Raw genomic sequence first — 23,296 nt, 5'->3', positions numbered from 1 at the left:
CGCGAGGGCCTGCCCGGTCGCCCGGGCAGGCCCTTTTCCGTCACTGAGCGCGCCGAACGCGCCGTGTGCGCGCCGGCCGGGCGTCAGTTGTGGCCGAACTTCTTCTGCTTGCTCTTGTGGGCCATGTCCATCGGACTCGGCGACGGATTCACCGACTCGCCGGACTCCATGGAGCTCTTCGACGGGTCCTGCGAAGAGCGGGCCTGCTGCTTCGACGGCTGCTTCTGGTTCTTGTTCTTGGCCATGGGGGGAGCCTCCGTGAGGGTCTAGGGGCCAGGACCGCCTTCACACTCACACAGCGCCAGAAACCGCGCATTTTGGATCATTACTGCGCGTAGCCGGTAGAACCAAAACTTCCGCCACGCCGATGATCGAGTTCCGGCCGTCAACACCCTTGCAGTCGGGCAGACTCGGGGGACCCGCCGAAGAACACAGAGGATTCCCCAGGGAAGAGGTGGAACGCGTGGACCGCTGCGTCGTCCTGGTGGACGCCGGCTATCTGCTGGGCGCCGCCGCGAGCCTTCTCGCAGGGGAGCCCTCGCGCTCCCGCATCACCGTCGACCACGCCGCCCTCATCCAGGGACTGCGCGAACGCGCCGAAGCCGACACGGAGCAGCCCCTGCTGCGCATCTACTGGTTCGACGGTGCACCCGACCGGGTGCCGCAGCCCGAGCACCGGCGGCTGCGCGTCATGCCCCGCGTGACCGTCCGGCTCGGCGCCCTGACCCGCAGCGACGGCCGCTGGGCGCAGAAGGGCGTCGACGCGGCCATGCACGCCGAGCTCACCGAACTCGCCCGCAACCGGGCCTGTTCCGACGTGGTCCTGGTCACCGGCGACGGAGACCTGCTGCCCGGCCTGATGTCCGCCAAGGAACACGGGGTCGCCGTCCACCTGTGGGCCGTACAGGCCGCCGACGGGGACTACAACCAGTCCGAGGACCTCGTGGCCGAGGCCGACGAACGCCGCGTCCTCGACCGGGCCTGGATCACCCGGGCCGTCCGCGCCAAGGACCTCGCCGGGCTCTGCGCCCCGCCGACCGCCCCGCGCCCCGACATCGCCGCGATCCTCTCCGCCCCGCTGCCCGAGGCCGCCCTCGCCGAAGCCGCGCGCAACGGCACCGCCGCCGGGGACGAGGAGGCCGAAGGGGTTCCCGTACCGGCGCCGGCCACCGGCGGCAAGACCGTACCCACGCCCAAGGACCTCGCCGGCGCCCTGCGGGCCCCCGGCCAGCAGGGCGGGCCGCCGCCGGTCGCGGCCGCCCACCCCGGCGTCGCACAGCCGGCCGGCAGCGCCCTGCGCTGGTCCTCCGACAAGGGCTGGATCGACCGCGCCGGACCCCTCGGCGAGCCCGCCGAAACCGCCTCGCTCCCCACCCTCGCCCAGCTCACCAGCGCCGAGCAGCGCTGGGCGGACCGCGAGGAGGACATCACCACCGTCGGCGGTGACCCGTTCGAGGTGGGACAGGTCTTCGCCCGGCGCTGGATGGAGCGCCTCCCCGAGACCGTGCACCTGCAGAAGCTCGCCACCATGTACCCGCGCATCCCGCACCGCATCGACGGCGAGCTGCTGCGCTACGCCGCCCGGTTCGGGCTGCTCGCGCACAAGGACGACCAGATCGACGAACACGACCGTTACGCCATCCGGGCCGGGTTCTGGCGGGAGATCGACGTGCGTGCGGCGGCCGAACACGTGGTCGCCGTACCCGCGGCGGGACCGGTCGGACTCACCCTGGGACCCGCGGGCGCGGCGACCCCCGCCGCCGAGTAGCGCCGGAAGCCGCGTAGGCTGCTCCCTCGTGAGTACGGGCACGGCGCAACACCAGAGCAGTACGGCGGCAGCCGCGGGAGGGCCCGCCGACGTCGTGTGCGCGGTACGTGACCTCGTCAAGACGTATCCGGCGGTACGAGGCCGGCGCGGGGCCCCCGCCCTGCCCGAGACCCGCGCCAACGACGGGATCACCCTGGACGTGCGGCGCGGCGAGGTCTTCGGGCTGCTCGGCCCCAACGGCGCCGGCAAGTCCACCCTGGTACGCCAGCTCACCGGACTGATGCGCCCCGACGCGGGCGGCGTCACCCTCCTGGGCCACGACGTGGTGCGCCACCCCGAGCGCGCGGCCCGGCTCCTCGCCTACCTGGGGCAGGAGTCCACCGCCCTCGACGAGCTCACGGTGTCCCTGGCCGCCGAGACCACCGGGCGGCTGCGCGGACTGCCGCTGCGGGCGGCGCGCGCCGCCCGCGACGAGGTCCTCGAGGAGCTCGGGCTGACCGGGATCGCCGGCCGGCCCCTGAAGAAGCTCTCCGGCGGGCAGCGGCGCCTCGCCTGCTTCGCCGCCGCACTGGTGGGGGAGCGGCCGGTGCTCGTGCTCGACGAACCCACCACCGGGATGGACCCCGTGGCCCGGCGGGCCGTCTGGGCGGCCGTCGACCGGCGGCGCGCGCAGCACGGCGCGACGGTCCTGCTGGTCACCCACAACGTCATCGAGGCCGAGACCGTCCTCGACCGGGTCGCCGTCATCGACCAGGGCAGGGTCATCGCCTGCGACTCCCCGGCCGGGCTGAAGGCCACCGTCTCGGGCGAGGTCCGCCTCGAACTGGTGTGGCGCGAATCCGCTCCGCTGGGAGTGCCGGAGGTCGCGGCGCTGCGCGAGCACGCGGCCGAGTCCGGGCGGCGCTGGGTGCTGCGGCTCGGCCCGGACGAGGCGCGGGCGGCCGTCGCCGCGGTGACCGGCGGGCCGGCCTTCGCCTCGCTGGACGACTTCACGCTGGCCACGCCGAGCCTCGAGGACGTGTACCTCGCGCTCGGCGGGAAGACGAAAGGGCTGGTGAAGCAGTGAGCGACAGTCCGGCAGGCACTGCCTCTCCGATCACCGCCCCGCCGGCCGCCGAGCCGGTCACGAGCCCTCCGGCCTCCGCCGCACAGGCCGAGTCCGTGCCGGGCTCCCTCCGGCAGGCCGCCGCCGCGCCGCTGGCCGCGAGGGCCGGGTTCCTGCCGGCGCTGGCCGCCGTGTACCGGGCGCAGCTCTCCCGGGCCCGCGTGGCACGCATCCCGCTGCTCTTCGTGGCCACCTTCCAGTCCGTCGGCATCATGATCCTGATGCGGGGTGTGGTCGACGGCGGCTCGGAGGCCCGTGCCGTCGTGGCCGGCTCCTCGGTGCTCGTCGTCGCCTTCGTAGCGCTGAACCTGCTCGCGCAGTACTTCGGGCAGCTGCGGGCGGGCGGCGGGCTCGACCACTACGCCACCCTGCCGGTGCCGCCCGCCTCGGTGGTGCTGGGCGCGGCCGCCGCGTACGCCTCCTTCACCCTCCCGGGAACGCTGGTCACGGCGGTCTTCGGGTGCGTGCTGTTCGGGCTGCCGATGGGCGGGCTGTGGATCCTGGCGGCGGTGGTGCCGCTGGCCGGGGCCGCGCTCGCCGGGCTCGGAGCGGCGCTGGGGCTGCTCGCGCCGCGGCAGGAGCTGGCCACGCTGGCCGGGCAGCTCGGCATGTCGGCGGCGCTGCTGCTGGGGGTGCTGCCGCCCGAGCGGATGCCGGACGTCATCGTGTGGGCCCGGGACCTGCTGCCGTCCACCTACGGGGTGGAGGCGTTCGCGCGTACCTTCGCGGCCGAGCCGGACTGGGCCGCCGTCGCCCTCGACCTGGGGGTGTGCGGGGCCGTGGGCGTCCTCTCGCTGGCCGTCGCCACCTGGGCGTACCGGCGGGCCGCGGTCCGCTGACGCCGGTGGCGCCCGCGCCGGGCACACCTGGCACGATGTGGGGGTGACCGAAGCCGTGACCCCTCCGTCTCCCGCCGACCCGCCGTCGCTCCCGCCCGAGAAGCCGGGCGCAGGCGCGGGCATCACCCCGGCCGACGTCCGCGACGGGGCCGTCGTGGCCCTGGCGGTCGGCGTGGCCGGTGTGCTCCTCGCCGTGCTGTGGGCGTGGCTGGCGCCGCGGGTGCAGTACGTCTCCAACGGGGAGGCCGTCTTCCTGCGCAACAGCGAGAGCGAGGCGCGGATAGGGACCGACGGGACGTTCTTCCTGCTGGCGGCCGGGCTGGGCGCGCTGAGCGCCGTCGGCACGTTCCTGTGGCGGCGGGCGGGCGGCGTGCCGCTGGTCATCGGGCTCGCGGTGGGGTCCGTCTTCGCCGGGCTGGTGGGGTGGCGGCTGGGGCTGGTCCTCGGCCCGACGTCGGACCTGGTCGCGGCGGCGCGGGCGGCGGGCAAGGGGGTGCCGTTCGACGCGCCGCTGCAGTTGCTGGCGCACGGGGTGCTGCTGGTGTGGCCGATGGCCGCGGTCCTGGTCCACCTGGGCCTCACGGCCCTGTGGACCCCCCGCGACCCGGACCCGTCCCCGGAGTGGTCCGTCTACCCGCTGCCGCACGTCCACGCGGACCCGAAGCCGCCGGTCGCCTGACCCTGGTCGCCTCCGGGGCCGGAAATGCCGCTGCGCCGCCGGAGGCAGACCAGCCCCTCCGGCGTTTGAGGAGCGGGGGTTCGGGGGCCGGCCCCCGACAGCGGCGCCGCAGACGGGTACGGGCAGGCCCCGGCAGAACCAGTGGCGCGCCGCAGGCTACGGGCGGGCCACCGGGGCGACGGTTGCCGACGTGAGGGTGGCGAGGTCCGTCGGGGAGAGTTCGACCTCCAGGCCGCGGCGGCCGGCCGAGACGCAGATCGTGGCGTGCCGCGAGGCCGACGCGTCCAGGACCGTCGGCAGCCGGCGCCGCTGCCCCAGCGGCGAGATGCCGCCCCGGACGTAGCCCGTGGTGCGCTCCGCCAGCGCCGGGTCGGCCATCGCGGCCCGCTTCCCGCCGACCGCCGCGGCCAGCGCCTTCAGGTCCAGCGAGCCCGACACCGGGACCACCGCCACCGTCAGGCCCCCGTCCACGTCCGCGACCAGCGTCTTGAAGACCTGCTCCGGCGAGACGCCGAGCGCCTGCGCCGCCTCCTCGCCGTACGAGGGGTGCGCCGGGTCGTGCTCGTAGGAGTGCGTGGTGAAGGGCACCCCGGCCGCCGTCAGGGTGACGATCGCGGGGGTGCCGGCCGCCTGCTTCGCCTTCTTCGCCATCGGTCCGCCGTCAGTTCGGGCTCGTCGGCGAGCGGGTCAGGTCCACCGCCGGGAGCGACGGGAGGTGGCGGATCACCGCGGTCTCGGTACGCAGGAGCTTCAGCTCCTCCGCGAGGCGGGTCGCCGTGTCGGGGGCCTGCAGCAGCCGCTGCTTGGCCGGGATGTCCAGCACCGCCGCCGCTGCCACCAGGTAGGAGACCACCGACGGCTCGTCGGGGAGCTCCGCGCCCGTCAGGGACCGCTCGCGCGCCCCGGCCAGCCGCTTCTGGTAGGTGCGGAAGGCCCGCAGCACTCCCTCGGCCAGTGCGCCCGCGCCGTCCCCCGCGTCCTCGGGGAGCTCCTCCAGCTCGGCCACCAGGAACGGGCCCGACGCGTCCACCGAGAGCAGGCGTACGCGGGTCGTGCCCGTCGCCAGGACCTCGAAGCTGCCGTCCTCCCGCTCCCGGATCGTCGCCGCGTCCGCGATGCAGCCCACCCGGTGGAAGGCCTGGATCGGGTCCGCGCCGAAGCCCGCGGCGGGGCCCCGCTCGGGGACTGCCGTCTGGTCCGGCAGGCCGGGCGCGGTCGGGGCCACCTCCCGGCCGTCACGGATCGCCACGACGGCGAAGCGGCGCGGTTCGTCCGAGCTCCCCTTGAGCAGCTCTCGCATCATGGCGCGATAACGCTCCTCGAAGACGTTCAGCGGGAGGACGAGTCCCGGGAACAGCACCGAGTTCAGCGGGAAGAGAGGCAGGCGAACGGTGGTCACGAGGCACAGGGTAATGGCCGCGGGGCCGGACCCGTCACCCCCGCCTCAGCAGCCGGGAGGCGCCCGCCGCCACCGTCGTGGCCAGGATCCACCCCAGCAGGATGAGGGCGGTGGCCCCCCACTGCCAGCCGTCCGTGACCTTCCACTGGTCCTGCTGGCCCAGATCGATCACGGGGAGCAGCAGGTCCAGGGCGTACAGGGCGGCGTTCCACTGCGGGTGTTCGTCGGCCTTGATCGGCGGCGGATCGAGCTGCGAGAACAGCAGCGTGCCCGCCGCCCACAGCACCGCCATCCACAGCGCGGCCCGGCCCGGGCGGTACCCGTAGACCACCGTCCAGTCCTGGAGGTACCCCCACGCCTTCTGCCCCGCCGGAAGGGTGGCCCGGCGCCGCCGCTGCTTGGCCAGGAGGACCTCGCGGGCGTCCGCGTCCTCGCCCCCGGCCCGCAGCACGGCCGCCAGCCGCTCGTACGGCTCCGGCGAGTACTCGGGCGTCGCCGCCTCCAGCCACTCCAGCCGGCGCGCGAGCGGGAAGTGGCCGCGGGGCGCGAGGTTCTCGTAGACGAAGCCCTCGATCGACACGCCGCCCGGGCCCGGCCAGCTCGTGGAGGTGTCCACCAGCTTGACCACCTTGGCCCCCGACACCACCACCCGCCCGCGCTCCGGCCGCTCGCCCACGAAACGGAACTCGGGCGTCTGGATCCGGCGCAGCGACAGCTCCTGGTCGGAGGCGAACAGGAACCGAGCCCCGTAGAAGTCGACGGCGTCCCCGAAGCGGCCGTCGTCCAGCCGCAGCCCGCCCCGGCACTCGAAATGCTGCGCCCGCCGGCCGCGCACCGGCGTCGGCCCCAGCCCGTACGGCGGAGTGGAGGAGGCCGAGCCGGTGGCGTAGTCCAGGGAGATCGACGTCAGGTACAGGGTGCGCTCGACGGTCAACTGCGGCGCGTTCAGCGCGTACCGGCCGTTCGGGTTGCGCAGCCGGGCCCCGCGCATGTTCATCGAGACGCCGACCTTCGCGCCGCGCAGGCTCACCTCCCCGTACGTCTCCAGCAGCTCGCCCTGGAAGTCCTGCGCGACCGACATCCCGTCGGCGGCGATCGCCCGCCCCTTGGAGTCGCGCTGCACCACGGCCTGGCTGATCAGCAGGTCCGTGCCGATCTGCGCGTCGGTCAGCCGGATCCCGCGCGCCACCCGGCAGCGCGGCAGGTGCAGGTCGCCCTCCGTGTGCAGGCGCGCCGCCTCCAGCCGCGGTATCGCGCAGTTGACCAGGCGCAGCGTGCCGAACCGGGCCTCGGACAGCTGGACCTCGCTGTCGAAGCGGCAGGACTGGAGCTCCACGTACGGGCCGACCACGCCGCCGGACAGGTCCAGCCGCCCGACGATCCGCACCCCGCGCAGCTTCAGCGAGGCCACCCGGCCAGGCACCGGCGGCGGTCCGTGGAGCAGCAGCAGCGCCACCACCCCTGCGCGGACGCTGCGCCGGGGGCCCCACACGTGGTCCGCGTGCGGGTCGTCCCGGCCGGCGGTGCGCTCGCTCAGATCGCAGACGCTGCCCGTGCGGAACGCCTCCCACATGCGGTGCTCGGCGGCGGAAAGATCCGCCGGTTCCTCGCCCGCGCGTGCCTCGGTCATGGCGGCCCCCCTCCGCTCGTACCACGTGGAGATCAAAGCTATCCGGGGCTGTGGCGTCCGGGGCGTGTATCAGCCAGTGATACGGGCGAACGGTGGATCGGGGCGGTCTGAGAGAATTGGGGGGTGATCTCTCGTATCGACCTGCGCGGTGACGCCCTCCCCGAGGGTGGCGCCCTGCGCGATCTGCTGCCCCGTGCCGAGTTCGACGTAGAAGCTGCCCTGGAGAAGGTGCGGCCCATCTGCGAGGACGTCCATCATCGTGGCACGGCGGCGCTGATCGAGTACGCGCAGAAGTTCGACGGGGTGGCGCTGGAGCAGGTCAGGGTGCCTGCGGAGGCCCTCAAGACCGCCCTCGACGAGCTCGACCCGGCCGTCCGCGCCGCCCTCGAGGAGTCGATCCGGCGCGCCCGGATCGTGCACCGGGGCCAGCGCCGCACCGAGCACACCACCCAGGTGGTCCCCGGCGGCACCGTGACCGAGAAGTGGGTTCCGGTGGAGCGCGTGGGGCTGTACGCCCCGGGCGGCCGCTCGGTGTACCCGTCGTCCGTCGTCATGAACGTCGTACCGGCCCAGGAGGCGGGTGTCGGCTCGATCGCGCTCGCGTCCCCGCCGCAGAAGGAGTTCGGCGGCCTCCCGCACCCGACGATCCTGGCGGCCTGCGCGCTGCTCGGCGTGGACGAGGTGTACGCGGCCGGCGGTGCCGTCGCCGTCGCGATGTTCGCGTACGGCACCGAGGACTGCCTGCCGGTGAACATGGTCACCGGGCCCGGCAACATCTGGGTCGCCGCCGCCAAGCGCTACTTCACCGGGAAGATCGGCATCGACACCGAGGCCGGCCCCACCGAGATCGCGGTCCTCGCGGATTCCACGGCCGACCCGGTGCACGTCGCCGCCGACCTGATCAGCCAGGCCGAGCACGACCCGCTGGCCGCCGCCGTCCTCGTCACCGACTCCGAGGAGCTCGCGGCCGCCGTCGAGCGCGAGCTGGAGCCGCAGGTCGCGGCCACCAAGCACGTCGAGGACCGGATCAAGCCCGCCCTGGCCGGCAAGCAGTCCGCCATCGTGCTGGTGCGTGACCTGGAGGACGGCCTCAAGGTCGTCGACGCGTACGGCGCCGAGCACCTGGAGATCCAGACCGCCGACGCCGCCACCTGGGCCGCCCGCGTCCGCAACGCCGGTGCGATCTTCGTCGGCCCCTGGGCACCGGTCTCCCTCGGCGACTACTGCGCCGGGTCCAACCACGTGCTGCCCACCGGCGGATGCGCCTGCCACTCCTCCGGCCTGTCCGTGCAGTCCTTCCTGCGCGGCATCCACATCGTCGACTACACGCGCGACGCCCTCGCCGAGGTCACCCACCACGTGGTCACCCTCGCCGAGGCCGAGGACCTGCCCGCGCACGGCGCGGCCCTCAAGGCGCGCTTCGGATGGAAGGTTCCCCAGGCGTGACCGGCAACCCCTCTGTGTCCCCGTGGGACGAACTCCCCATCCGCGAAGAGCTCCGCGGCAAGACCCCCTACGGCGCCCCGCAGCTCGACGTGCCCGTCCAGCTCAACACCAACGAGAACCCGTACGAACTCCCCGAAGAGCTCGTCCGGCGCATCGCCGAGCGCGTGGCCGACGCCGCCCGCACCCTCAACCGCTACCCCGACCGGGACGCGGTGGAGCTGCGCACGGAGCTGGCCGCCTACCTCACCCGTACGGCCAAGCACCCGGTCGCACGCGAGAACGTCTGGGCCGCCAACGGCTCCAACGAGGTCCTCCAGCAGCTGCTCCAGACCTTCGGCGGCCCCGGCCGCACCGCGATCGGCTTCGAGCCCTCGTACTCGATGCACGCGCTCATCGCGCGCGGCACCGGCACGGGCTGGATCTCCGGCCCGCGCCGCGAGGACTTCACCATCGACCTCGAGGCGGCGGAGCAGGCGATCGCCGAGAACGCCCCCGACGTCGTCTTCATCGCCTCGCCGAACAACCCCACGGGCACCGCCGTCGAGGCGGAGACCGTCCTCGCGATCTACGAGGCCGCGCAGGCCGCCAAGCCCTCCCTGGTCATCGTCGACGAGGCCTACGTGGAGTTCAGCCACCGGGACTCGCTGCTGCCCCTGATCGAGGGCCGCCCGAACCTGGTGATCTCCCGGACCATGTCCAAGGCCTTCGGCGCCGCCGGACTGCGCCTGGGCTACCTGGCCGCGCACCCCGCCGTGGTCGACGCCGTCCAGCTGGTGCGCCTGCCGTACCACCTGTCGGCCGTCACCCAGGCCACCGCGCTGGCCGCACTGGAGCACACCGACACCCTGCTCGGTTACGTCGAGCAGCTCAAGGCCGAGCGCGACCGACTCGTCATCGAGCTGCGGGCCATCGGCTACGAGGTCACCGAGTCCGACGCGAACTTCATCCAGTTCGGCAGGTTCGAGGACTCCCACACCGCTTGGCAGAAGATCCTCGACCAGGGCGTCCTGGTCCGGGACAACGGAGTGCCGGGCTGGCTGCGGGTCACCGCGGGCACCCCGGCCGAGAACGACGCGTTCCTGGAAGCGGTTCGCGCACTGAAGAAGGAGCAGCACGCATGAGCCGCATCGGACGGGTCGAACGGACCACGAAGGAGACCTCGGTCCTCGTCGAGATAAACCTCGACGGCACCGGCAAGGTCGACGTCTCGACGGGCGTGGGCTTCTACGACCACATGCTCGACCAGCTCGGCCGCCACGGCCTCTTCGACCTCACGGTCAAGACGGACGGCGACCTGCACATCGACAGCCACCACACCATCGAGGACACCGCACTCGCGCTCGGCGCCGCCTTCAAGCAGGCCCTCGGCGACAAGGTCGGCATCTACCGCTTCGGCAACTGCACCGTGCCCCTGGACGAGTCCCTCGCCCAGGTCACCGTCGACCTGTCGGGCCGCCCCTACCTCGTGCACACCGAGCCCGAGAACATGGCGCCGATGATCGGCGAGTACGACACGACGATGACCCGGCACATCCTGGAGTCCTTCGTCGCGCAGGCCCAGATCGCCCTGCACGTCCACGTCCCCTACGGCCGCAACGCCCACCACATCGTGGAGTGCCAGTTCAAGGCGCTGGCGCGGGCCCTGCGCTACGCCGCCGAGTTCGACCCGCGCGCCGCCGGCATCCTTCCGTCCACGAAGGGCGCCCTCTAGCGTGAACGGGCTCAACACGATCCTGATCGTCGTCGGCCTCTTCCTGGCTGGCGGCGTCTACTCCTTCCAGAAGCAGCAGATGCCCAAGTCGGTCGTCATCCTGCTCGCCATCGGCTCCGTGATGTGTCTGGCCGCCGGAGTCCTGCGAATCCAAGGAATCTGGGAATGAGCGCAGCCACCAAGAACGTCGTCGTCTTCGACTACGGCTTCGGCAACGTCCGCTCCGCCGAGCGCGCCCTCGCCCGCGTCGGCGCGAACGTCGAGATCACCCGCGACTACGACAAGGCCATGGACGCCGACGGACTCCTCGTCCCCGGCGTCGGAGCCTTCTCCGCCTGCATGCAGGGCCTGCGCGACGTCCGCGGCGACTGGATCATCGGCCGCCGGCTCTCCGGCGGCCGTCCCGTCATGGGCATCTGCGTCGGCATGCAGATCCTCTTCGAGCGCGGCATCGAGCACGGCATCGAGACCGAGGGCCTGGACGAGTGGCCCGGCACGGTCGGCCCGCTCAAGGCCCCGGTCGTCCCCCACATGGGCTGGAACACCGTCGAGGCCCCGGAGGACAGCCAGCTGTTCGCCGGCCTGGACGCCGACGCCCGGTTCTACTTCGTGCACTCCTACGCGGCGCACGAGTGGAGCCTGGAGGTCACCAACCCGCTGATCCGCGCCCCCAAGGTCACCTGGGCCACCCACGGCGAGCGGTTCGTCGCGGCGGTGGAGAACGGGGCCCTGTGGGCCACCCAGTTCCACCCCGAGAAGTCCGGAGACGCCGGCGCCCAGCTCCTCACCAACTGGATCGAGACCCTGTGATGACCGCTACGCCGAAGACCCTGGAACTCCTGCCCGCGGTCGACGTCCGCGACGGCCAGGCCGTCCGCCTCGTCCACGGGGTGTCCGGCAGCGAGACCTCCTACGGCTCCCCGCTCGAGGCGGCCCTCGCCTGGCAGCGCTCGGGCGCCGAATGGCTGCACCTGGTCGACCTGGACGCCGCGTTCGGCACCGGCGACAACCGCGCCCTGGTCGCGGAGATCACCCGCGCCATGGACATCAAGGTCGAGCTGTCCGGCGGCATCCGCGACGACGCCTCGCTCGCCGCGGCCCTCGCCACCGGCTGCACCCGCGTCAACCTCGGCACCGCCGCCCTGGAGACCCCGGAGTGGGCCGCCAAGGCCATCGCCGAGCACGGCGACAAGATCGCCATCGGCCTCGACGTCCGCGGCACCACCCTCAAGGGCCGCGGCTGGACCAGCGAGGGCGGCGACCTCTACGAGACCCTCGCCCGCCTGGACTCCGAGGGCTGCGCCCGCTACGTGGTCACCGACATCGGCAAGGACGGCACGCTCACCGGCCCCAACCTGGAGCTGCTGAAGAACGTCTGCGCCGCCACCGACCGGCCCGTCGTCGCCTCCGGAGGCATCTCCTCCCTCGACGACCTGCGGGACCTGTCCGCGCTGGTGCCGCTGGGCGTCGAAGGCGCGATCGTCGGCAAGGCCCTGTACGCGAAGGCCTTCACCCTGGAAGAAGCACTGAAGGTGGTCTCCGCATGAGCAACGCCTCCGACGTACGCCGGATCTCCTCCGGCGGCCCCTACGAGGACGTGATCGCCTACTCCCGGGCGGTCCAGCTCCCCAACGGCCTCGTGCTCGTCTCCGGGTGCACGGCCGCCGACGCCGGCGGCCCGTACGACCAGGCCGTCAAGGCCTTCGAGGTCGCCTTCAAGGCACTGGCCGAGGCCGGCCTCGGCCCCGAGGACGTGGTCCGCACCCGCATGTACCTGACGCACGCGCGGGACGTGGACGAGGTGGGCCGCGCCCACAAGACCCTCTTCGACACCGTCCGTCCCGCCGCCACGATGCTCATCGTGTCCGGCTTCGTCGACCCCGCGATGGTCGTCGAGGTGGAGGTCGAGGCGTACAAGGGAGAGACGGCATGACTCTCGCCGTACGGGTGATCCCCTGCCTGGACGTCGACAACGGCCGGGTCGTCAAGGGCGTCAACTTCCAGAACCTGCGCGACGCGGGCGACCCGGTCGAGATGGCCAAGCTCTACGACGCCGAAGGCGCCGACGAGCTCACCTTCCTCGACATCACCGCGTCCTCCGGCAACCGCGAGACCACGTACGACGTGGTGCGGCGCACCGCCGAGCAGGTCTTCATCCCGCTGACCGTGGGCGGCGGCGTCCGTACCGCGGACGACGTGGACAAGCTGCTGCGCGCCGGAGCGGACAAGGTGGGCGTCAACACCGCCGCCATCGCCCGCCCCGAGCTCATCCAGGAGATCGCGGAGCGCTTCGGCCGGCAGGTCCTCGTCCTGTCCGTGGACGCGCGGCGCACCGCCGCCGGCTCCTTCGAGGTCACCACCCACGGCGGCCGCAAGGGCACGGGCATCGACGCCGTCGAGTGGGCCCACCGGGCGGCCGAACTGGGCGCCGGGGAGATCCTGTTGAACTCCATGGACGCGGACGGCACCAAGGACGGCTACGACACGGAGATGATCGAGGCCGTACGCAGGCACGTCACGGTCCCGGTGATCGCCTCGGGCGGGGCCGGCAAGCTGTCGGACTTCGCCCCGGCGGTGGCGGCGGGCGCGGACGCGGTGCTGGCCGCCTCGGTGTTCCACTTCGGCGACCTCCGCATCTCCGAGGTCAAGGGCGCCCTCCGCGAAGCGGGCCACCCCGTCCGCTGATCCTCCGGGGGCGGGTGCGGGTTCCGCTGCGCGGAGCCGGTCCCCGCCCCGCCCTTTCTCCGTTTCCCGGGGCTCCGTCCCGGACCCCGCTCCTCAGACGCCGGAGGGGCTGGATCTGCCGTCAGATGCCCAGTTGCGCGGTGGTCAGCTTGGCCACCGCCTCCTTGTCGCCGTCCAGGGTCACCGCGGCAGCGGCCTGGCGGCCGAAGCAGAAGAGGGTCAGCTCGCCCGGCTCGCCCGTCACCGTCACCACCGGGACGCCCTTGCGCGCCACGGCCGTGCGGCCGTCCGGGCGGCGCAGGACCAGGCCCACCGGGGAGCGGCGGCCCGTCAGGCGGGCCAGCTTCTCCAGGCGGGACCAGAGCGCGTCCGCGAACACCGGGTCCAGCTCGCGCGGGGACCAGTCCGGCTGGGCCCGCCGGACGTCCTCCGAGTGGACGTAGAACTCCACCGCGTTCGCCGCCTCGTCGATCTGCTTCAGCGCGTACGGCGACAGCCTCGGCGGCCCCGTCCTGATCAGCTGGACGAGCTCCTCGTACGGCTTGGCCGCGTACTCCGCCATCGCCCTGTCCAGCCGGTCCCTCAGCACCTTCAGCACCAGGCCGCCCGCCGCGTCCGGACGCCGCTCGCGGACCACCACGTGCGCCGCCAGCTCCCGGCACGTCCAGCCGTCGCACAGCGTCGGCGCCTCCGGCCCGGCGGCTTCCAACAGGTCGGCCAGCAGCAGACGTTCGCGCTTCGCATGGGTAGACATGCGGGCCAGCCTACGGCCGGAACTCGCCCACTGCCCGCTCATCAGGCGGACAGAGATCCATTTCCCGTCCCGTCTCGCGGCACAATGGCACGCATGAGTAAGTCCTCCCTCGATCCCGCCGTCGCCGCTCGCCTCAAGCGCAGCGCCGACGGCCTGGTTCCGGCCATCGCCCAGCAGTACGACACCGGCGAGGTGCTCATGCTCGGCTGGATGGACGACGAGGCGCTGCACCGCACCCTGACCACCGGGCGCTGTACGTACTGGTCCCGCAGCCGGCAGGAGTACTGGGTGAAGGGGGACACTTCCGGCCACTTCCAGCACGTGAAGTCGGTCGCCCTCGACTGCGACGCCGACACCCTGCTCGTCAAGGTCGACCAGGTCGGAGCCGCCTGCCACACGGGCGCCCGCACCTGTTTCGACGCCGATGTCCTTCTGCTGGCCGAATAGCCGGATAGGGTCCCACGCCATGGATCTCGACACCTTCCGCAAGCTCGCGGCCGACCGCCGCGTCATCCCCGTGAGCCGCAGGCTTCTGGCCGACGGGGACACCCCGGTCGGGCTCTACCGGAAGCTGGCCGCGGAGCGCCCCGGCACCTTCCTCCTGGAGTCCGCCGAGAACGGCCGCTCCTGGTCGCGGTACTCCTTCGTCGGCGTGCGCAGCGACGCCACCCTGACCGTCCGGGACGGGCAGGCCCACTGGATCGGCACCCCGCCCGTCGGCGTGCCCACCTCCGGGGACCCGCTCGACGCCCTGCGCTCGACCATCGAGGTCCTGCACACCCCCCGCGACCTCGCGGGCGGGATGCCGCCCTTCACCGGCGGCATGGTCGGCTACCTCGGCTACGACATCGTGCGCCGCCTGGAGCGCATCGGCGACCACACGGCCGACGACCTCGAACTGCCCGAGCTGACCATGCTGCTCACCTCGGACCTGGCGGTGCTGGACCACTGGGACGGCACGGTCCTGCTGATCGCGAACGCCATCAACCACAACGACCTCGACACCGGCGTGGACGAGGCCTATGCGGACGCCGTGGCCCGGCTCGACGCCATGGAGGCCGACCTCGCGCGGCCCGCCCCCTACACCCCGGCGCCGCTGCCCGCCTCCGAGCTGCCCGAGTTCTCGGCGCTGTGGGGCGGCGAGAAGTACCAGGCCGCGGTCGAGGACGTCAAGGAGCGGATCCGGGCCGGCGAGGCCTTCCAGGTGGTGCCCTCCCAGCGGTTCGAGACCCCCTGCAAGGCTTCCGCGCTGGACGTCTACCGGGTGCTGCGGGCCACCAACCCCTCCCCGTACATGTACCTCTTCCGCTTCGAGAACGGCTTCGACGTCGTCGGCTCCAGCCCCGAGGCGCTGGTCAAGGTCGAGGACGGGCGGGCCATGGTCCACCCCATCGCCGGCACCCGGCACCGCGGGGCCACCCCGCAGCGGGACAACGACCTCGCCGACGAGCTGCTGGCCGACCCCAAGGAGCGCGCCGAGCACCTGATGCTCGTGGACCTGGGCCGCAACGACCTGGGCCGGGTCTGCGAGCCGGGATCGGTGGAGGTCGTCGACTTCATGTCGATCGAGCGCTACTCGCACGTGATGCACATCGTGTCCACCGTCACCGGCCGGGTGGCCGAGGGCAAGACGGCCTTCGACGTGCTCACCGCCTGCTTCCCGGCGGGCACCCTCTCCGGTGCGCCCAAGCCCCGCGCCATGCAGATCATCGAGGAGCTCGAGCCCTCCCGGCGCGGGCTGTACGGCGGCTGCGTCGGCTATCTGGACTTCGCCGGGGACTCCGACACGGCCATCGCCATCCGCACCGCGCTGCTGCGCGACGGCACGGCGTACGTCCAGGCCGGCGCCGGAGTCGTCGCCGACTCGGTGCCCGAACTGGAGGACCTGGAGTGCCGCAACAAGGCGGCCGCGGTGCTGCGTGCGGTCGGAGCGGCGAACCGCCTCCACGGGGCGTGAGGCCGTAGGGGATAGTGGGGTACGTGAGTGCCGTACCCCCGCCCCGAACCGACGCCGTCCCCGAGCCGGAGCACGAGCCTGGGCACGAGCCTGGGCACGAGCCGGAGCGCGAGCCCCGGTCCGAGGCCCCGGACAGCCGCAGCAGCCGCCGCAGCGTGGCCGTCGCGCTGCTGCTCGGCACGCTCGGCGCCACCGTCGTCCTCCTCGCCTCCGGCCGGGTCTGGGCCCGGGGCACCACCGCCTTCGCCGGTGACTCGCTCCGGCTGACCGCCGACGGGCAGGCCGTCACCGGGCTGCCCGCGGCCCTGGCCATCGTGGGGCTCGCCGCCCTCGTGGCCGTCTTCGCCGTGCGCGGCAGGAGCCGGCTGCTGGTCTCGGGGCTGCTGGCGCTCAGCGGCCTCGGTGCGGCGCTGTCGGCGGTCCTCGCCGCCGACGGCCGCAGCGCCCTCGACGCGGCCGCCGCCCGGACCACCGCGGACACCGCGGCGAAGGCGGCGGGACTGACCCATACGGCCTGGCCGTACGTCACGGCCGCCGGCGCGGCCCTCATCCTGATCGCGGGCCTGCTGGCCCTGCGCTTCGGCCGGAACTGGCCGGCGATGGGCGGCCGCTACGAACGCGACGGCAGCCCGCGCCCCCGCAAGGCCGCCGTGGTGGATCCGGACCGGCCGGAGGATCTGTGGAAGGCTCTGGACCGGGGCGAGGACCCGACCTCCGACCAGGGGCGCTGACCGGCACTCCGACCCCACCCCCGTGAGCGCGGCCCCGGCCGGGTGCGGGACAATGTCACCGAGCGTTCGACACAGACCGCGCTTTCTACCAACACAGCATCGCGGCAGAGCAACGAGGAGCAACTCATGGCGGGCACTAGCCACGGACACACCCCGGCCGCCTGGACCGGTGTCATCATCGCCTTCATCGGTTTCTGCATCTCCGGCGCCTTCATGGTGCTCGCGAACCCGTGGGGCTTCTGGGCCGGTCTGGTCGTCGTCGCGATCGGCGGTGTCGTCGGCATGGCGATGTCGGCCGCGGGCCTGGGCATGCCGAAGGCCGAGCACAAGGACCTCGCCGATGTGATCGCCGCCGCCAAGGTCCCCGCCAAGGTCTGACCGGTACCGGGGAACGGAAAGGCGCGGCCCGTCGGGCTGCGCCTTTTGCCGTGCTGCGGCTCCTGCGGAGATCGGAGACAATCGGCGGGTGGACGCCTCCCGCACCCCCGATGCCGTACCGCAGTCCGCCCCGCCGGGCCTCCCGGCCTCCCGGGCCCGGCGGCTCGCCGTTCCGGCGGTCACCCTGGCCGGGGCCGTCGCGGCGTTCGCGTACGTGGGCGCAGTGGATCCCAACGAACCCGGCCACTACCCGGTCTGCCCGCTGTTCCGGCTGACCGGAATCCTGTGCCCCGGTTGTGGCGGTCTGAGGAGTGCACACGCGTTCGCCCACGGCGATCTGCCGACAGCATTCGGGGCAAATGCCCTGGCCGTCGTCGGCTACTTCGTCTTCGCCGGATTCACCGCCCTGTGGCTGGTTCGCGCCTATCGGGGCGGACCCGTGCCGCGGATCACCCTGAAGTCGCTGCAATGGTGGGGGCTGGGTGCCGCGGCCCTGGTCTTCGCCGTAGTCCGAAATCTTTCTTTCGGCTCCGCGCTGGCCCCCTGAGGCCCGTACGGAGCCGACATGAAGCCTTGATTCCGAATGTCCAGTTACTGGGACGGCGTCAACCGCGTGCGGAGTGCAACGCCACCTGCGGATACCATTTGATTGCCGACCTCGCAGTGGTACGTGTCTGCCAGGCGGCCGACCGTCATCGACCCGGAAGGGGGCCGCTCGCGTGAGTGTGCTCGACGAGATCATCGAAGGGGTCCGCGAAGACCTTGCCGAACGGCAGGCCCGCGTGAGCCTCGACGAGCTCAAGGAGCGTGCCGCCAAGGCGCCCCAGGCCAAGGACGGCGTCGCCGCCCTCCGCGGCGACAGCGTCAAGGTGATCTGCGAGGTCAAGCGCTCCAGCCCGTCCAAGGGCGCGCTGGCCGCGATCGCCGATCCGGCCGGACTCGCCGCGGACTACGAAGCAGGCGGTGCGGCGGTCATCTCCGTCCTCACCGAGCAGCGCCGGTTCGGCGGCTCGCTGGCCGACCTGGAGGCCGTCCGCGCCCGCGTGGACATCCCGATCCTGCGCAAGGACTTCATCGTCACGGCGTACCAGCTCTGGGAGGCCCGCGCCTACGGCGCCGACCTCGCGCTGCTGATCGTCGCGGCCCTGGAGCAGGAGGCGCTCGTCTCCCTCATCGAGCGGGCCGAGTCCATCGGCCTCACCCCGCTCGTCGAGGTCCACGACGAGGAGGAAGTGGAGCGCGCGGTCGCCGCCGGCGCCCGGATCATCGGCGTCAACGCCCGCAACCTCAAGGACCTCAAGGTCGACCGTTCCACCTTCGAGCGCGTCGCCCCCGAGATCCCGGACCACATCGTCAAGATCGCCGAGTCCGGCATCCGGGGTCCGCACGACCTCATCGCCTACGCGAACGAGGGTGCGGACGCCGTCCTCGTCGGCGAGTCCCTGGTGACCGGCCGCGACCCGAAGGCGGCCGTGGCCGACCTCGTCGCCGCCGGAGCCCACCCCGCCCTGCGCCACGGGCGGAGCTGACCCGTCCCCATGACCCACAACCCGCCCACCGTCAGTACGCAGACCGCGCCGCCGGCACCCCGCCGCAGCCCGGTCGGCGTGCCGACGGCGCACGCGCCCCTGGCGCGCGGCTGCCGCCCCCGCGGCTGCCGCGCCCCGGCCCGGCGGGTGCACGGGCGGCGGGTCCGGTACGTGATCGGCTCCGAGCCCGGTCAGGTCAACGGCATGCGATGGCGTCCCGGAGACGCGCCGTAACGAGGGCCGCCGCGGCCCGGTACGCGAGACGTACCGCGCCGCGCCACACCCTCGTACGGCCTGCGCCCCGGGCCGGCCGGCCCCGGGCGCGGTCTCCTCGTCCCGACACACCAGCGGTCCCCGAGTAGGGCACGTGTGTCGCGGGCGGGCGGCGCAATACGGTGAACCCACTCGTCGCATTCCGTAGGAGCACCGGCATGTCCAGCCAATACTTCATCCCGGACCCGGAGGGTCACGTTCCGAACGCCGAAGGCTACTTCGGCGACTTCGGAGGCAAGTTCATCCCGGAGGCGCTCGTCGCCGCCGTGGACGAGGTCGCCGTCGAGTACGACAAGGCCAAGGGCGACCCGGCCTTCGCCGCCGAGCTGAACGACCTGATGGTCAACTACACCGGCCGGCCGAGCGCCCTCACCGAGGTTCCCCGGTTCGCCGAGCACGCGGGCGGCGCGCGGATCTTCCTCAAGCGCGAGGACCTCAACCACACCGGCTCGCACAAGATCAACAACGTGCTGGGCCAGGCGCTGCTCACCAAGCGCATGGGCAAGACCCGCGTCATCGCCGAGACCGGAGCCGGCCAGCACGGCGTGGCCACCGCCACAGCCTGCGCCCTCTTCGGCCTCGACTGCACCATCTACATGGGCGAGATCGACACCCAGCGCCAGGCCCTCAACGTGGCCCGCATGCGCATGCTGGGCGCCGAGGTCATCGCGGTGAAGTCCGGCTCCCGCACCCTGAAGGACGCCATCAACGAGGCGTTCCGCGACTGGGTCGCCAACGTGGACCAGACCCACTACCTCTTCGGCACCGTCGCCGGCCCGCACCCCTTCCCGGCCATGGTCCGCGACTTCCACCGCGTCATCGGCGTCGAGGCCCGCCGCCAGATCCTGGAGCGCGCCGGCCGGCTGCCCGACGCCGTCGCGGCCTGCGTCGGCGGCGGCTCCAACGCCATCGGCCTCTTCCACGCCTTCATCCCGGACGCCGACGTCCGCCTCGTCGGCTTCGAGCCCGCCGGGCACGGCGTCGAGACCGGCGAGCACGCGGCCACGCTGACCGCGGGCGAGCCCGGCATCCTGCACGGCTCCCGCTCCTACGTCCTCCAGGACGAGGAGGGCCAGATCACCGAGCCGTACTCCATCTCGGCCGGCCTGGACTACCCCGGCATCGGCCCGGAGCACTCCTACCTCAAGGACTCCGGCCGCGGCGAGTACCGCGCCGTCACCGACGACGCGGCGATGCAGGCCCTGCGCCTGCTCTCCCGCACCGAGGGCATCATCCCGGCCATCGAGTCGGCCCACGCCCTCGCCGGCGCGCTGGACCTCGGCAAGGAGCTGGGCAAGGACGGCCTGCTGGTCGTCAACCTCTCCGGCCGCGGTGACAAGGACATGGACACGGCAGCCCGCTACTTCGGGCTGTACGACGGCGAGAGCGCCGAGGGGGAGTCGAAGTGAGCAACGCCAGCGAAAAGACCGGGCGCATCCAGCTGCTGAGCGACACGCTCGCCAAGGCCAAGTCCGAGGACCGCGCCGCCCTCGTCGCCTACCTCCCGGCCGGCTTCCCGACCGTCGACGGAGCCATCGAGGCGGTCAAGGCCGTCATCGCGGGCGGCGCGGACGTCGTCGAGATCGGCCTCCCGCACAGCGACCCGGTCCTGGACGGCGCGATCATCCAGACCGCCGACGACATCGCCCTGCGCGGCGGAGTCAAGATCGCCGACGTGCTGCGCACCGTGCGCGAGGCCCACGAGGCGACCGGGGCCCCGATCCTGGTCATGACGTACTGGAACCCCATCGACCGCTACGGCGTCGAGCGGTTCACCGCCGAGCTGGCCGAGGCGGGCGGCGCCGGCTGCATCCTGCCCGACCTGCCGGTCCAGGAGTCCGGGCTGTGGCGCGAGCACGCGGAGAAGCACGGTCTGGCGACCGTCTTCGTCGTGGCCCCCAGCAGCAAGGACGAGCGCCTCGCCACCATCACCGCGGCCGGCTCCGGCTTCGTCTACGCCGCCTCCCTCATGGGTGTCACCGGCACCCGCGAGTCCGTCGGCAACCAGGCACAGGACCTCGTCCGGCGCACCCGCGCCACGACCGAGCTCCCGGTCTGCGTGGGCCTCGGCGTCTCCAACGCCGTCCAGGCCAAGGAGGTCGCGGGCTTCGCCGACGGCGTGATCGTCGGCTCGGCCTTCGTGAAGCTGCTGCTGGACGCACCGGACGAGGCGGCCGGGCTGGCCGCCGTACGGGCGCTGGCGGGCGAGCTCGCGGCCGGCGTACGCAGGAACTGACGTCATGCGCACGCCTGAGCGGGTTCTGTAGTCCGATCGGGTGGAAGTGGGGGCGGGGAGGCACGCGAGTGCCTCCCCGCTTCGTTTGGCCGAACGTGAGCGAGAAGAACGACGGTGCGAACCGCGATGCGACGAAACGATCGGCCCGGGAGCGACTCCAGCTGGAGCGCGAGCGGCAGAAGACCCGGGACAAGCGCCGGCGGACCCTCATCGTGGCGGCGGCGGTGGTCGGCGTACTCGGCCTGGCGACCGTCGTCGGCGTGATCGCGGCCAACACCGGCAAGGGCGACAAGGCCGCCAAGGCGGGCCCGGTGGTCGCCCCGTCGGGGGCCACGGGCAAGGACGCGCTCGCCATCCAGACGGGCAAGGACGGGGCCAAGCACACGCTGATCGTGTGGGAGGACTTCCGCTGCCCCGCCTGCAAGGCCTTCGAGGACAACTACCGCGACACCATCCACGAGCTGCAGGCCAAGGGCCTGCTCAACGTCGAGTACCACCTCGTCACCCTCATCGACGGGAACATGCGCGGCACCGGCTCACTGAACGCGGCGAACGCGGCGGCCTGCGCCCAGGACGTCGGCAAGTTCACCGCGTACCACGACGTCCTCTTCCAGAACCAGCCGCAGGAGGTCGACGACGCCTACGCCAAGAACGCCAAACTGCTGGAACTGGCGGGCAAGGTCGACGGGCTGGACACCCCCGAGTTCCGCGCGTGCGTCGAGAACGGCACCCACAACAGCTGGGTGGCCAAATCGCACGAGGCCTTCCGCGCCGGCAAGTTCCGGGGCACCCCGACCGTGCTGCTGGACGGCAAGGACATCTTCTCCGACCAGACGAACCCGATCACCCCGCAGAAGCTGAAGGAGCAGGTGGAGGGCACGGCCGCGGGCTCCGGCGGCGGCGCCGCCAAGGCGTCCCCGTCCGCCTCGGCCCCGGCTTCCGGCGCCTCCTCGCCCTCCCCGTCCGCGGGGGCCAAGGCGAAGGGCTCCTCGAAGACGGGCTCGCCGACGGCCGGCGGGACGGCCAAGGGGTCCGGTACGGGCGCGGGCGCGGGCACGGGCACGAGCACCGGAACCGGGGCAGAAGAGGACTGAGTCACCCACCGGGCCATGTGAGGATTTGGTTTCGGCTTGCCGGGCGGGTTGCGGTCCGTACCGCCCGGCAGGGTAGCGTCATGACTGCCATGGACATTGCTTACATCCCCAGCCCGTCGACCGGCGTGATCCATCTCGGACCGATCCCGCTGCGCGGCTACGCGTTCTGCATCATCATCGGCGTCTTCGTCGCCGTCTGGCTCGGCAACAAGCGGTGGGTCGCGCGCGGCGGAAAGCCGGGCACGGTCGCGGACATCGCCGTGTGGGCGGTGCCGTTCGGCCTTGTCGGCGGTCGCCTCTACCACGTGATCACCGACTACCAGCTCTACTTCGGCGAGGGCCGCAACTGGGTCGACGCCTTCAAGATCTGGGAGGGCGGCCTCGGAATCTGGGGTGCGATCGCGCTGGGCGCGGTCGGAGCCTGGATCGGCTGCCGGCTGCGCGGCATCCCGCTGCCGGCCTGGGCGGACGCCCTGGCCCCCGGCATCGCGCTGGCCCAGGCCTGCGGACGCTGGGGCAACTGGTTCAACCAGGAGCTCTACGGCCGCGCCACCGACGTGCCGTGGGCGCTGGAGATCAGCGAGGGCCCGAACCGGGTCGCCGGCACCTACCACCCGACCTTCCTGTACGAGTCGCTGTGGTGCGTCGGCGTCGCGCTCCTGGTCATCTGGGCCGACCGGCGCTTCACGCTCGGACACGGGCGGGCGTTCGCGCTGTACGTGGCCGCGTACTGCTCGGGCCGCGTGTGGATCGAGTACATGCGCGTCGACGAGGCGCACCACGTGCTGGGCCTCCGGCTGAACGTGTGGACCTCGATCGTGGTGTTCGTGGCGGCCGTGGTGTACCTGGTGCTGTCCGCGAAGCTGCGGCCGGGGCGGGAGGAGATCGTCGAACCGGACGCCTCCGGTGCGGAGGGTGACGCCGAGTCCGAGTCCGAGTCCGGGGACGAGTCCGAGGGCAAGGCCTCGGGCACCGCTGCCGCCGCCGTCGAGGACAAGCCGAAGGCGGCCGTGCTGACGAAGGAAGCGCCCGCCGCGCTCGAGGCCCCGGCTCCGGAGGCCGGGAAGAGCTGACCCGTACGG

Annotated in this window: 28 protein-coding genes; 23 read left to right on the top strand and 5 right to left on the bottom strand. The window is 72.8% G+C overall.

Annotated elements, in window-relative coordinates:
• Positions 1–83 precede the first annotated feature (83 nt).
• The gene (locus tag ACIGFK_RS10175; protein ID WP_376658707.1) at positions 84–245 is read right to left on the bottom strand and encodes a hypothetical protein; all 162 of its coding nucleotides are present in this window, start codon (positions 243–245) and stop codon (positions 84–86) included.
• A 209-nt stretch (positions 246–454) separates the two neighbouring features.
• On the opposite strand from ACIGFK_RS10175, the gene ACIGFK_RS10170 reads away from it, so the two are divergent.
• The 4 genes from ACIGFK_RS10170 to ACIGFK_RS10155 all read left to right on the top strand — a co-directional run bounded on the left by ACIGFK_RS10170 (position 455) and on the right by ACIGFK_RS10155 (position 4,391).
• Positions 455–1,768, top strand: coding sequence for an NYN domain-containing protein (locus ACIGFK_RS10170; protein ID WP_386469154.1), 1,314 nt, complete (start codon positions 455–457; stop codon positions 1,766–1,768).
• A 94-nt stretch (positions 1,769–1,862) separates the two neighbouring features.
• Positions 1,863–2,834 (top strand): ABC transporter ATP-binding protein, encoded by a 972-nt coding sequence (locus ACIGFK_RS10165; protein WP_376658713.1) that lies wholly within the window; start codon positions 1,863–1,865, stop codon positions 2,832–2,834.
• Positions 2,831–3,712, top strand: coding sequence for an ABC transporter permease (locus ACIGFK_RS10160; RefSeq protein ID WP_376658705.1), 882 nt, complete (start codon positions 2,831–2,833; stop codon positions 3,710–3,712). The genes ACIGFK_RS10165 and ACIGFK_RS10160 overlap by 4 nt, the downstream gene beginning before the upstream one ends.
• A 43-nt stretch (positions 3,713–3,755) precedes the next feature.
• A complete protein-coding gene (locus ACIGFK_RS10155; protein WP_400051195.1) occupies positions 3,756–4,391 on the top strand; it encodes a hypothetical protein in 636 nt (211 codons plus the stop codon).
• Between the two features lie 156 nt (positions 4,392–4,547).
• Here ACIGFK_RS10155 and ybaK read toward each other — a convergent pair whose 3' ends face one another.
• From ybaK to ACIGFK_RS10140, 3 genes are read right to left on the bottom strand one after another with little or no spacing between them, the layout of a single operon-like run.
• A complete protein-coding gene (gene ybaK, locus ACIGFK_RS10150; RefSeq protein ID WP_400051193.1) occupies positions 4,548–5,042 on the bottom strand; it encodes a Cys-tRNA(Pro) deacylase in 495 nt (164 codons plus the stop codon).
• A gap of 10 nt (positions 5,043–5,052) precedes the next feature.
• On the bottom strand, positions 5,053–5,790 hold the full coding sequence (locus ACIGFK_RS10145; RefSeq protein ID WP_376658702.1) for an LON peptidase substrate-binding domain-containing protein: 738 nt from the start codon (positions 5,788–5,790) through the stop codon (positions 5,053–5,055).
• Positions 5,791–5,824: 34 nt separating this feature from the next.
• The gene (locus ACIGFK_RS10140) at positions 5,825–7,420 is read right to left on the bottom strand and encodes an oxidoreductase (protein ID WP_386469163.1); all 1,596 of its coding nucleotides are present in this window, start codon (positions 7,418–7,420) and stop codon (positions 5,825–5,827) included.
• Between the two features lie 123 nt (positions 7,421–7,543).
• On the opposite strand from ACIGFK_RS10140, the gene hisD reads away from it, so the two are divergent.
• From hisD to hisF, 8 genes are read left to right on the top strand one after another with little or no spacing between them, the layout of a single operon-like run.
• Positions 7,544–8,866 carry a histidinol dehydrogenase gene (gene hisD / locus ACIGFK_RS10135; protein ID WP_376658700.1) on the top strand — a complete coding sequence of 441 codons (1,323 nt, stop codon included), beginning with the start codon at positions 7,544–7,546 and terminating at the stop codon, positions 8,864–8,866.
• On the top strand, positions 8,863–9,987 hold the full coding sequence (locus tag ACIGFK_RS10130) for a histidinol-phosphate transaminase (RefSeq protein WP_376658699.1): 1,125 nt from the start codon (positions 8,863–8,865) through the stop codon (positions 9,985–9,987). Before hisD ends, ACIGFK_RS10130 begins: the two co-directional genes overlap by 4 nt.
• A complete protein-coding gene (gene hisB, locus ACIGFK_RS10125; RefSeq protein WP_030707279.1) occupies positions 9,984–10,577 on the top strand; it encodes an imidazoleglycerol-phosphate dehydratase HisB in 594 nt (197 codons plus the stop codon). Before ACIGFK_RS10130 ends, hisB begins: the two co-directional genes overlap by 4 nt.
• A gap of 1 nt (position 10,578) precedes the next feature.
• A complete protein-coding gene (locus ACIGFK_RS10120; protein WP_376658698.1) occupies positions 10,579–10,746 on the top strand; it encodes a hypothetical protein in 168 nt (55 codons plus the stop codon).
• Positions 10,743–11,387, top strand: coding sequence for an imidazole glycerol phosphate synthase subunit HisH (gene hisH / locus ACIGFK_RS10115; RefSeq protein ID WP_376658697.1), 645 nt, complete (start codon positions 10,743–10,745; stop codon positions 11,385–11,387). The genes ACIGFK_RS10120 and hisH overlap by 4 nt, the downstream gene beginning before the upstream one ends.
• Entirely contained in the window at positions 11,387–12,124 is a 738-nt protein-coding gene (gene priA, locus ACIGFK_RS10110; protein WP_376658696.1) for a bifunctional 1-(5-phosphoribosyl)-5-((5-phosphoribosylamino)methylideneamino)imidazole-4-carboxamide isomerase/phosphoribosylanthranilate isomerase PriA, read from the top strand. Before hisH ends, priA begins: the two co-directional genes overlap by 1 nt.
• The gene (locus tag ACIGFK_RS10105) at positions 12,121–12,510 is read left to right on the top strand and encodes a RidA family protein (RefSeq protein WP_376658695.1); all 390 of its coding nucleotides are present in this window, start codon (positions 12,121–12,123) and stop codon (positions 12,508–12,510) included. The genes priA and ACIGFK_RS10105 overlap by 4 nt, the downstream gene beginning before the upstream one ends.
• On the top strand, positions 12,507–13,262 hold the full coding sequence (gene hisF, locus ACIGFK_RS10100) for an imidazole glycerol phosphate synthase subunit HisF (protein WP_376658694.1): 756 nt from the start codon (positions 12,507–12,509) through the stop codon (positions 13,260–13,262). Before ACIGFK_RS10105 ends, hisF begins: the two co-directional genes overlap by 4 nt.
• A gap of 121 nt (positions 13,263–13,383) precedes the next feature.
• On the opposite strand, the gene ACIGFK_RS10095 is transcribed toward hisF, so the two are convergent.
• Positions 13,384–14,016: a TIGR03085 family metal-binding protein gene (locus ACIGFK_RS10095; protein WP_386469172.1), complete on the bottom strand. Its 633-nt coding sequence runs from the start codon at positions 14,014–14,016 to the stop codon at positions 13,384–13,386.
• 84 nt (positions 14,017–14,100) lie between these two features.
• On the opposite strand from ACIGFK_RS10095, the gene hisI reads away from it, so the two are divergent.
• The 11 genes from hisI to lgt all read left to right on the top strand — a co-directional run bounded on the left by hisI (position 14,101) and on the right by lgt (position 23,287).
• A complete protein-coding gene (gene hisI / locus ACIGFK_RS10090; protein WP_376658692.1) occupies positions 14,101–14,463 on the top strand; it encodes a phosphoribosyl-AMP cyclohydrolase in 363 nt (120 codons plus the stop codon).
• A 19-nt stretch (positions 14,464–14,482) separates the two neighbouring features.
• Positions 14,483–15,973: an anthranilate synthase component I gene (locus ACIGFK_RS10085; protein ID WP_376658691.1), complete on the top strand. Its 1,491-nt coding sequence runs from the start codon at positions 14,483–14,485 to the stop codon at positions 15,971–15,973.
• Positions 15,974–15,987: 14 nt separating this feature from the next.
• Complete coding sequence (locus ACIGFK_RS10080) at positions 15,988–16,704, top strand: TIGR02234 family membrane protein (protein WP_386469176.1); 717 nt, start codon at positions 15,988–15,990, stop codon at positions 16,702–16,704.
• Positions 16,705–16,830: 126 nt separating this feature from the next.
• On the top strand, positions 16,831–17,082 hold the full coding sequence (locus ACIGFK_RS10075) for an HGxxPAAW family protein (protein WP_376658689.1): 252 nt from the start codon (positions 16,831–16,833) through the stop codon (positions 17,080–17,082).
• Positions 17,083–17,170: 88 nt separating this feature from the next.
• The gene (locus tag ACIGFK_RS10070) at positions 17,171–17,629 is read left to right on the top strand and encodes a DUF2752 domain-containing protein (protein WP_400051187.1); all 459 of its coding nucleotides are present in this window, start codon (positions 17,171–17,173) and stop codon (positions 17,627–17,629) included.
• 172 nt (positions 17,630–17,801) lie between these two features.
• The gene (gene trpC / locus ACIGFK_RS10065) at positions 17,802–18,611 is read left to right on the top strand and encodes an indole-3-glycerol phosphate synthase TrpC (RefSeq protein WP_376658687.1); all 810 of its coding nucleotides are present in this window, start codon (positions 17,802–17,804) and stop codon (positions 18,609–18,611) included.
• A 9-nt stretch (positions 18,612–18,620) separates the two neighbouring features.
• Positions 18,621–18,845 (top strand): tryptophan biosynthesis modulator TrpM, encoded by a 225-nt coding sequence (trpM, locus tag ACIGFK_RS10060; RefSeq protein ID WP_376658686.1) that lies wholly within the window; start codon positions 18,621–18,623, stop codon positions 18,843–18,845.
• Between the two features lie 197 nt (positions 18,846–19,042).
• Positions 19,043–20,293, top strand: a complete 1,251-nt coding sequence (trpB, locus tag ACIGFK_RS10055) for a tryptophan synthase subunit beta (protein ID WP_376658685.1) — start codon at positions 19,043–19,045, stop codon at positions 20,291–20,293.
• The gene (gene trpA / locus ACIGFK_RS10050) at positions 20,290–21,120 is read left to right on the top strand and encodes a tryptophan synthase subunit alpha (protein WP_376658684.1); all 831 of its coding nucleotides are present in this window, start codon (positions 20,290–20,292) and stop codon (positions 21,118–21,120) included. The genes trpB and trpA overlap by 4 nt, the downstream gene beginning before the upstream one ends.
• A 95-nt stretch (positions 21,121–21,215) precedes the next feature.
• The gene (locus ACIGFK_RS10045) at positions 21,216–22,214 is read left to right on the top strand and encodes a thioredoxin domain-containing protein (RefSeq protein WP_386469183.1); all 999 of its coding nucleotides are present in this window, start codon (positions 21,216–21,218) and stop codon (positions 22,212–22,214) included.
• An 89-nt stretch (positions 22,215–22,303) separates the two neighbouring features.
• Positions 22,304–23,287 carry a prolipoprotein diacylglyceryl transferase gene (lgt, locus tag ACIGFK_RS10040; RefSeq protein ID WP_376659803.1) on the top strand — a complete coding sequence of 328 codons (984 nt, stop codon included), beginning with the start codon at positions 22,304–22,306 and terminating at the stop codon, positions 23,285–23,287.
• The last annotated feature ends 9 nt before the right edge of the window (positions 23,288–23,296 follow it).

It is taken from the genome of Streptomyces sp. NPDC085524 (assembly GCF_044541755.1).
Taxonomy (GTDB): domain Bacteria; phylum Actinomycetota; class Actinomycetes; order Streptomycetales; family Streptomycetaceae; genus Streptomyces.
This window is presented reverse-complemented; position numbering and strand designations above follow the sequence as displayed.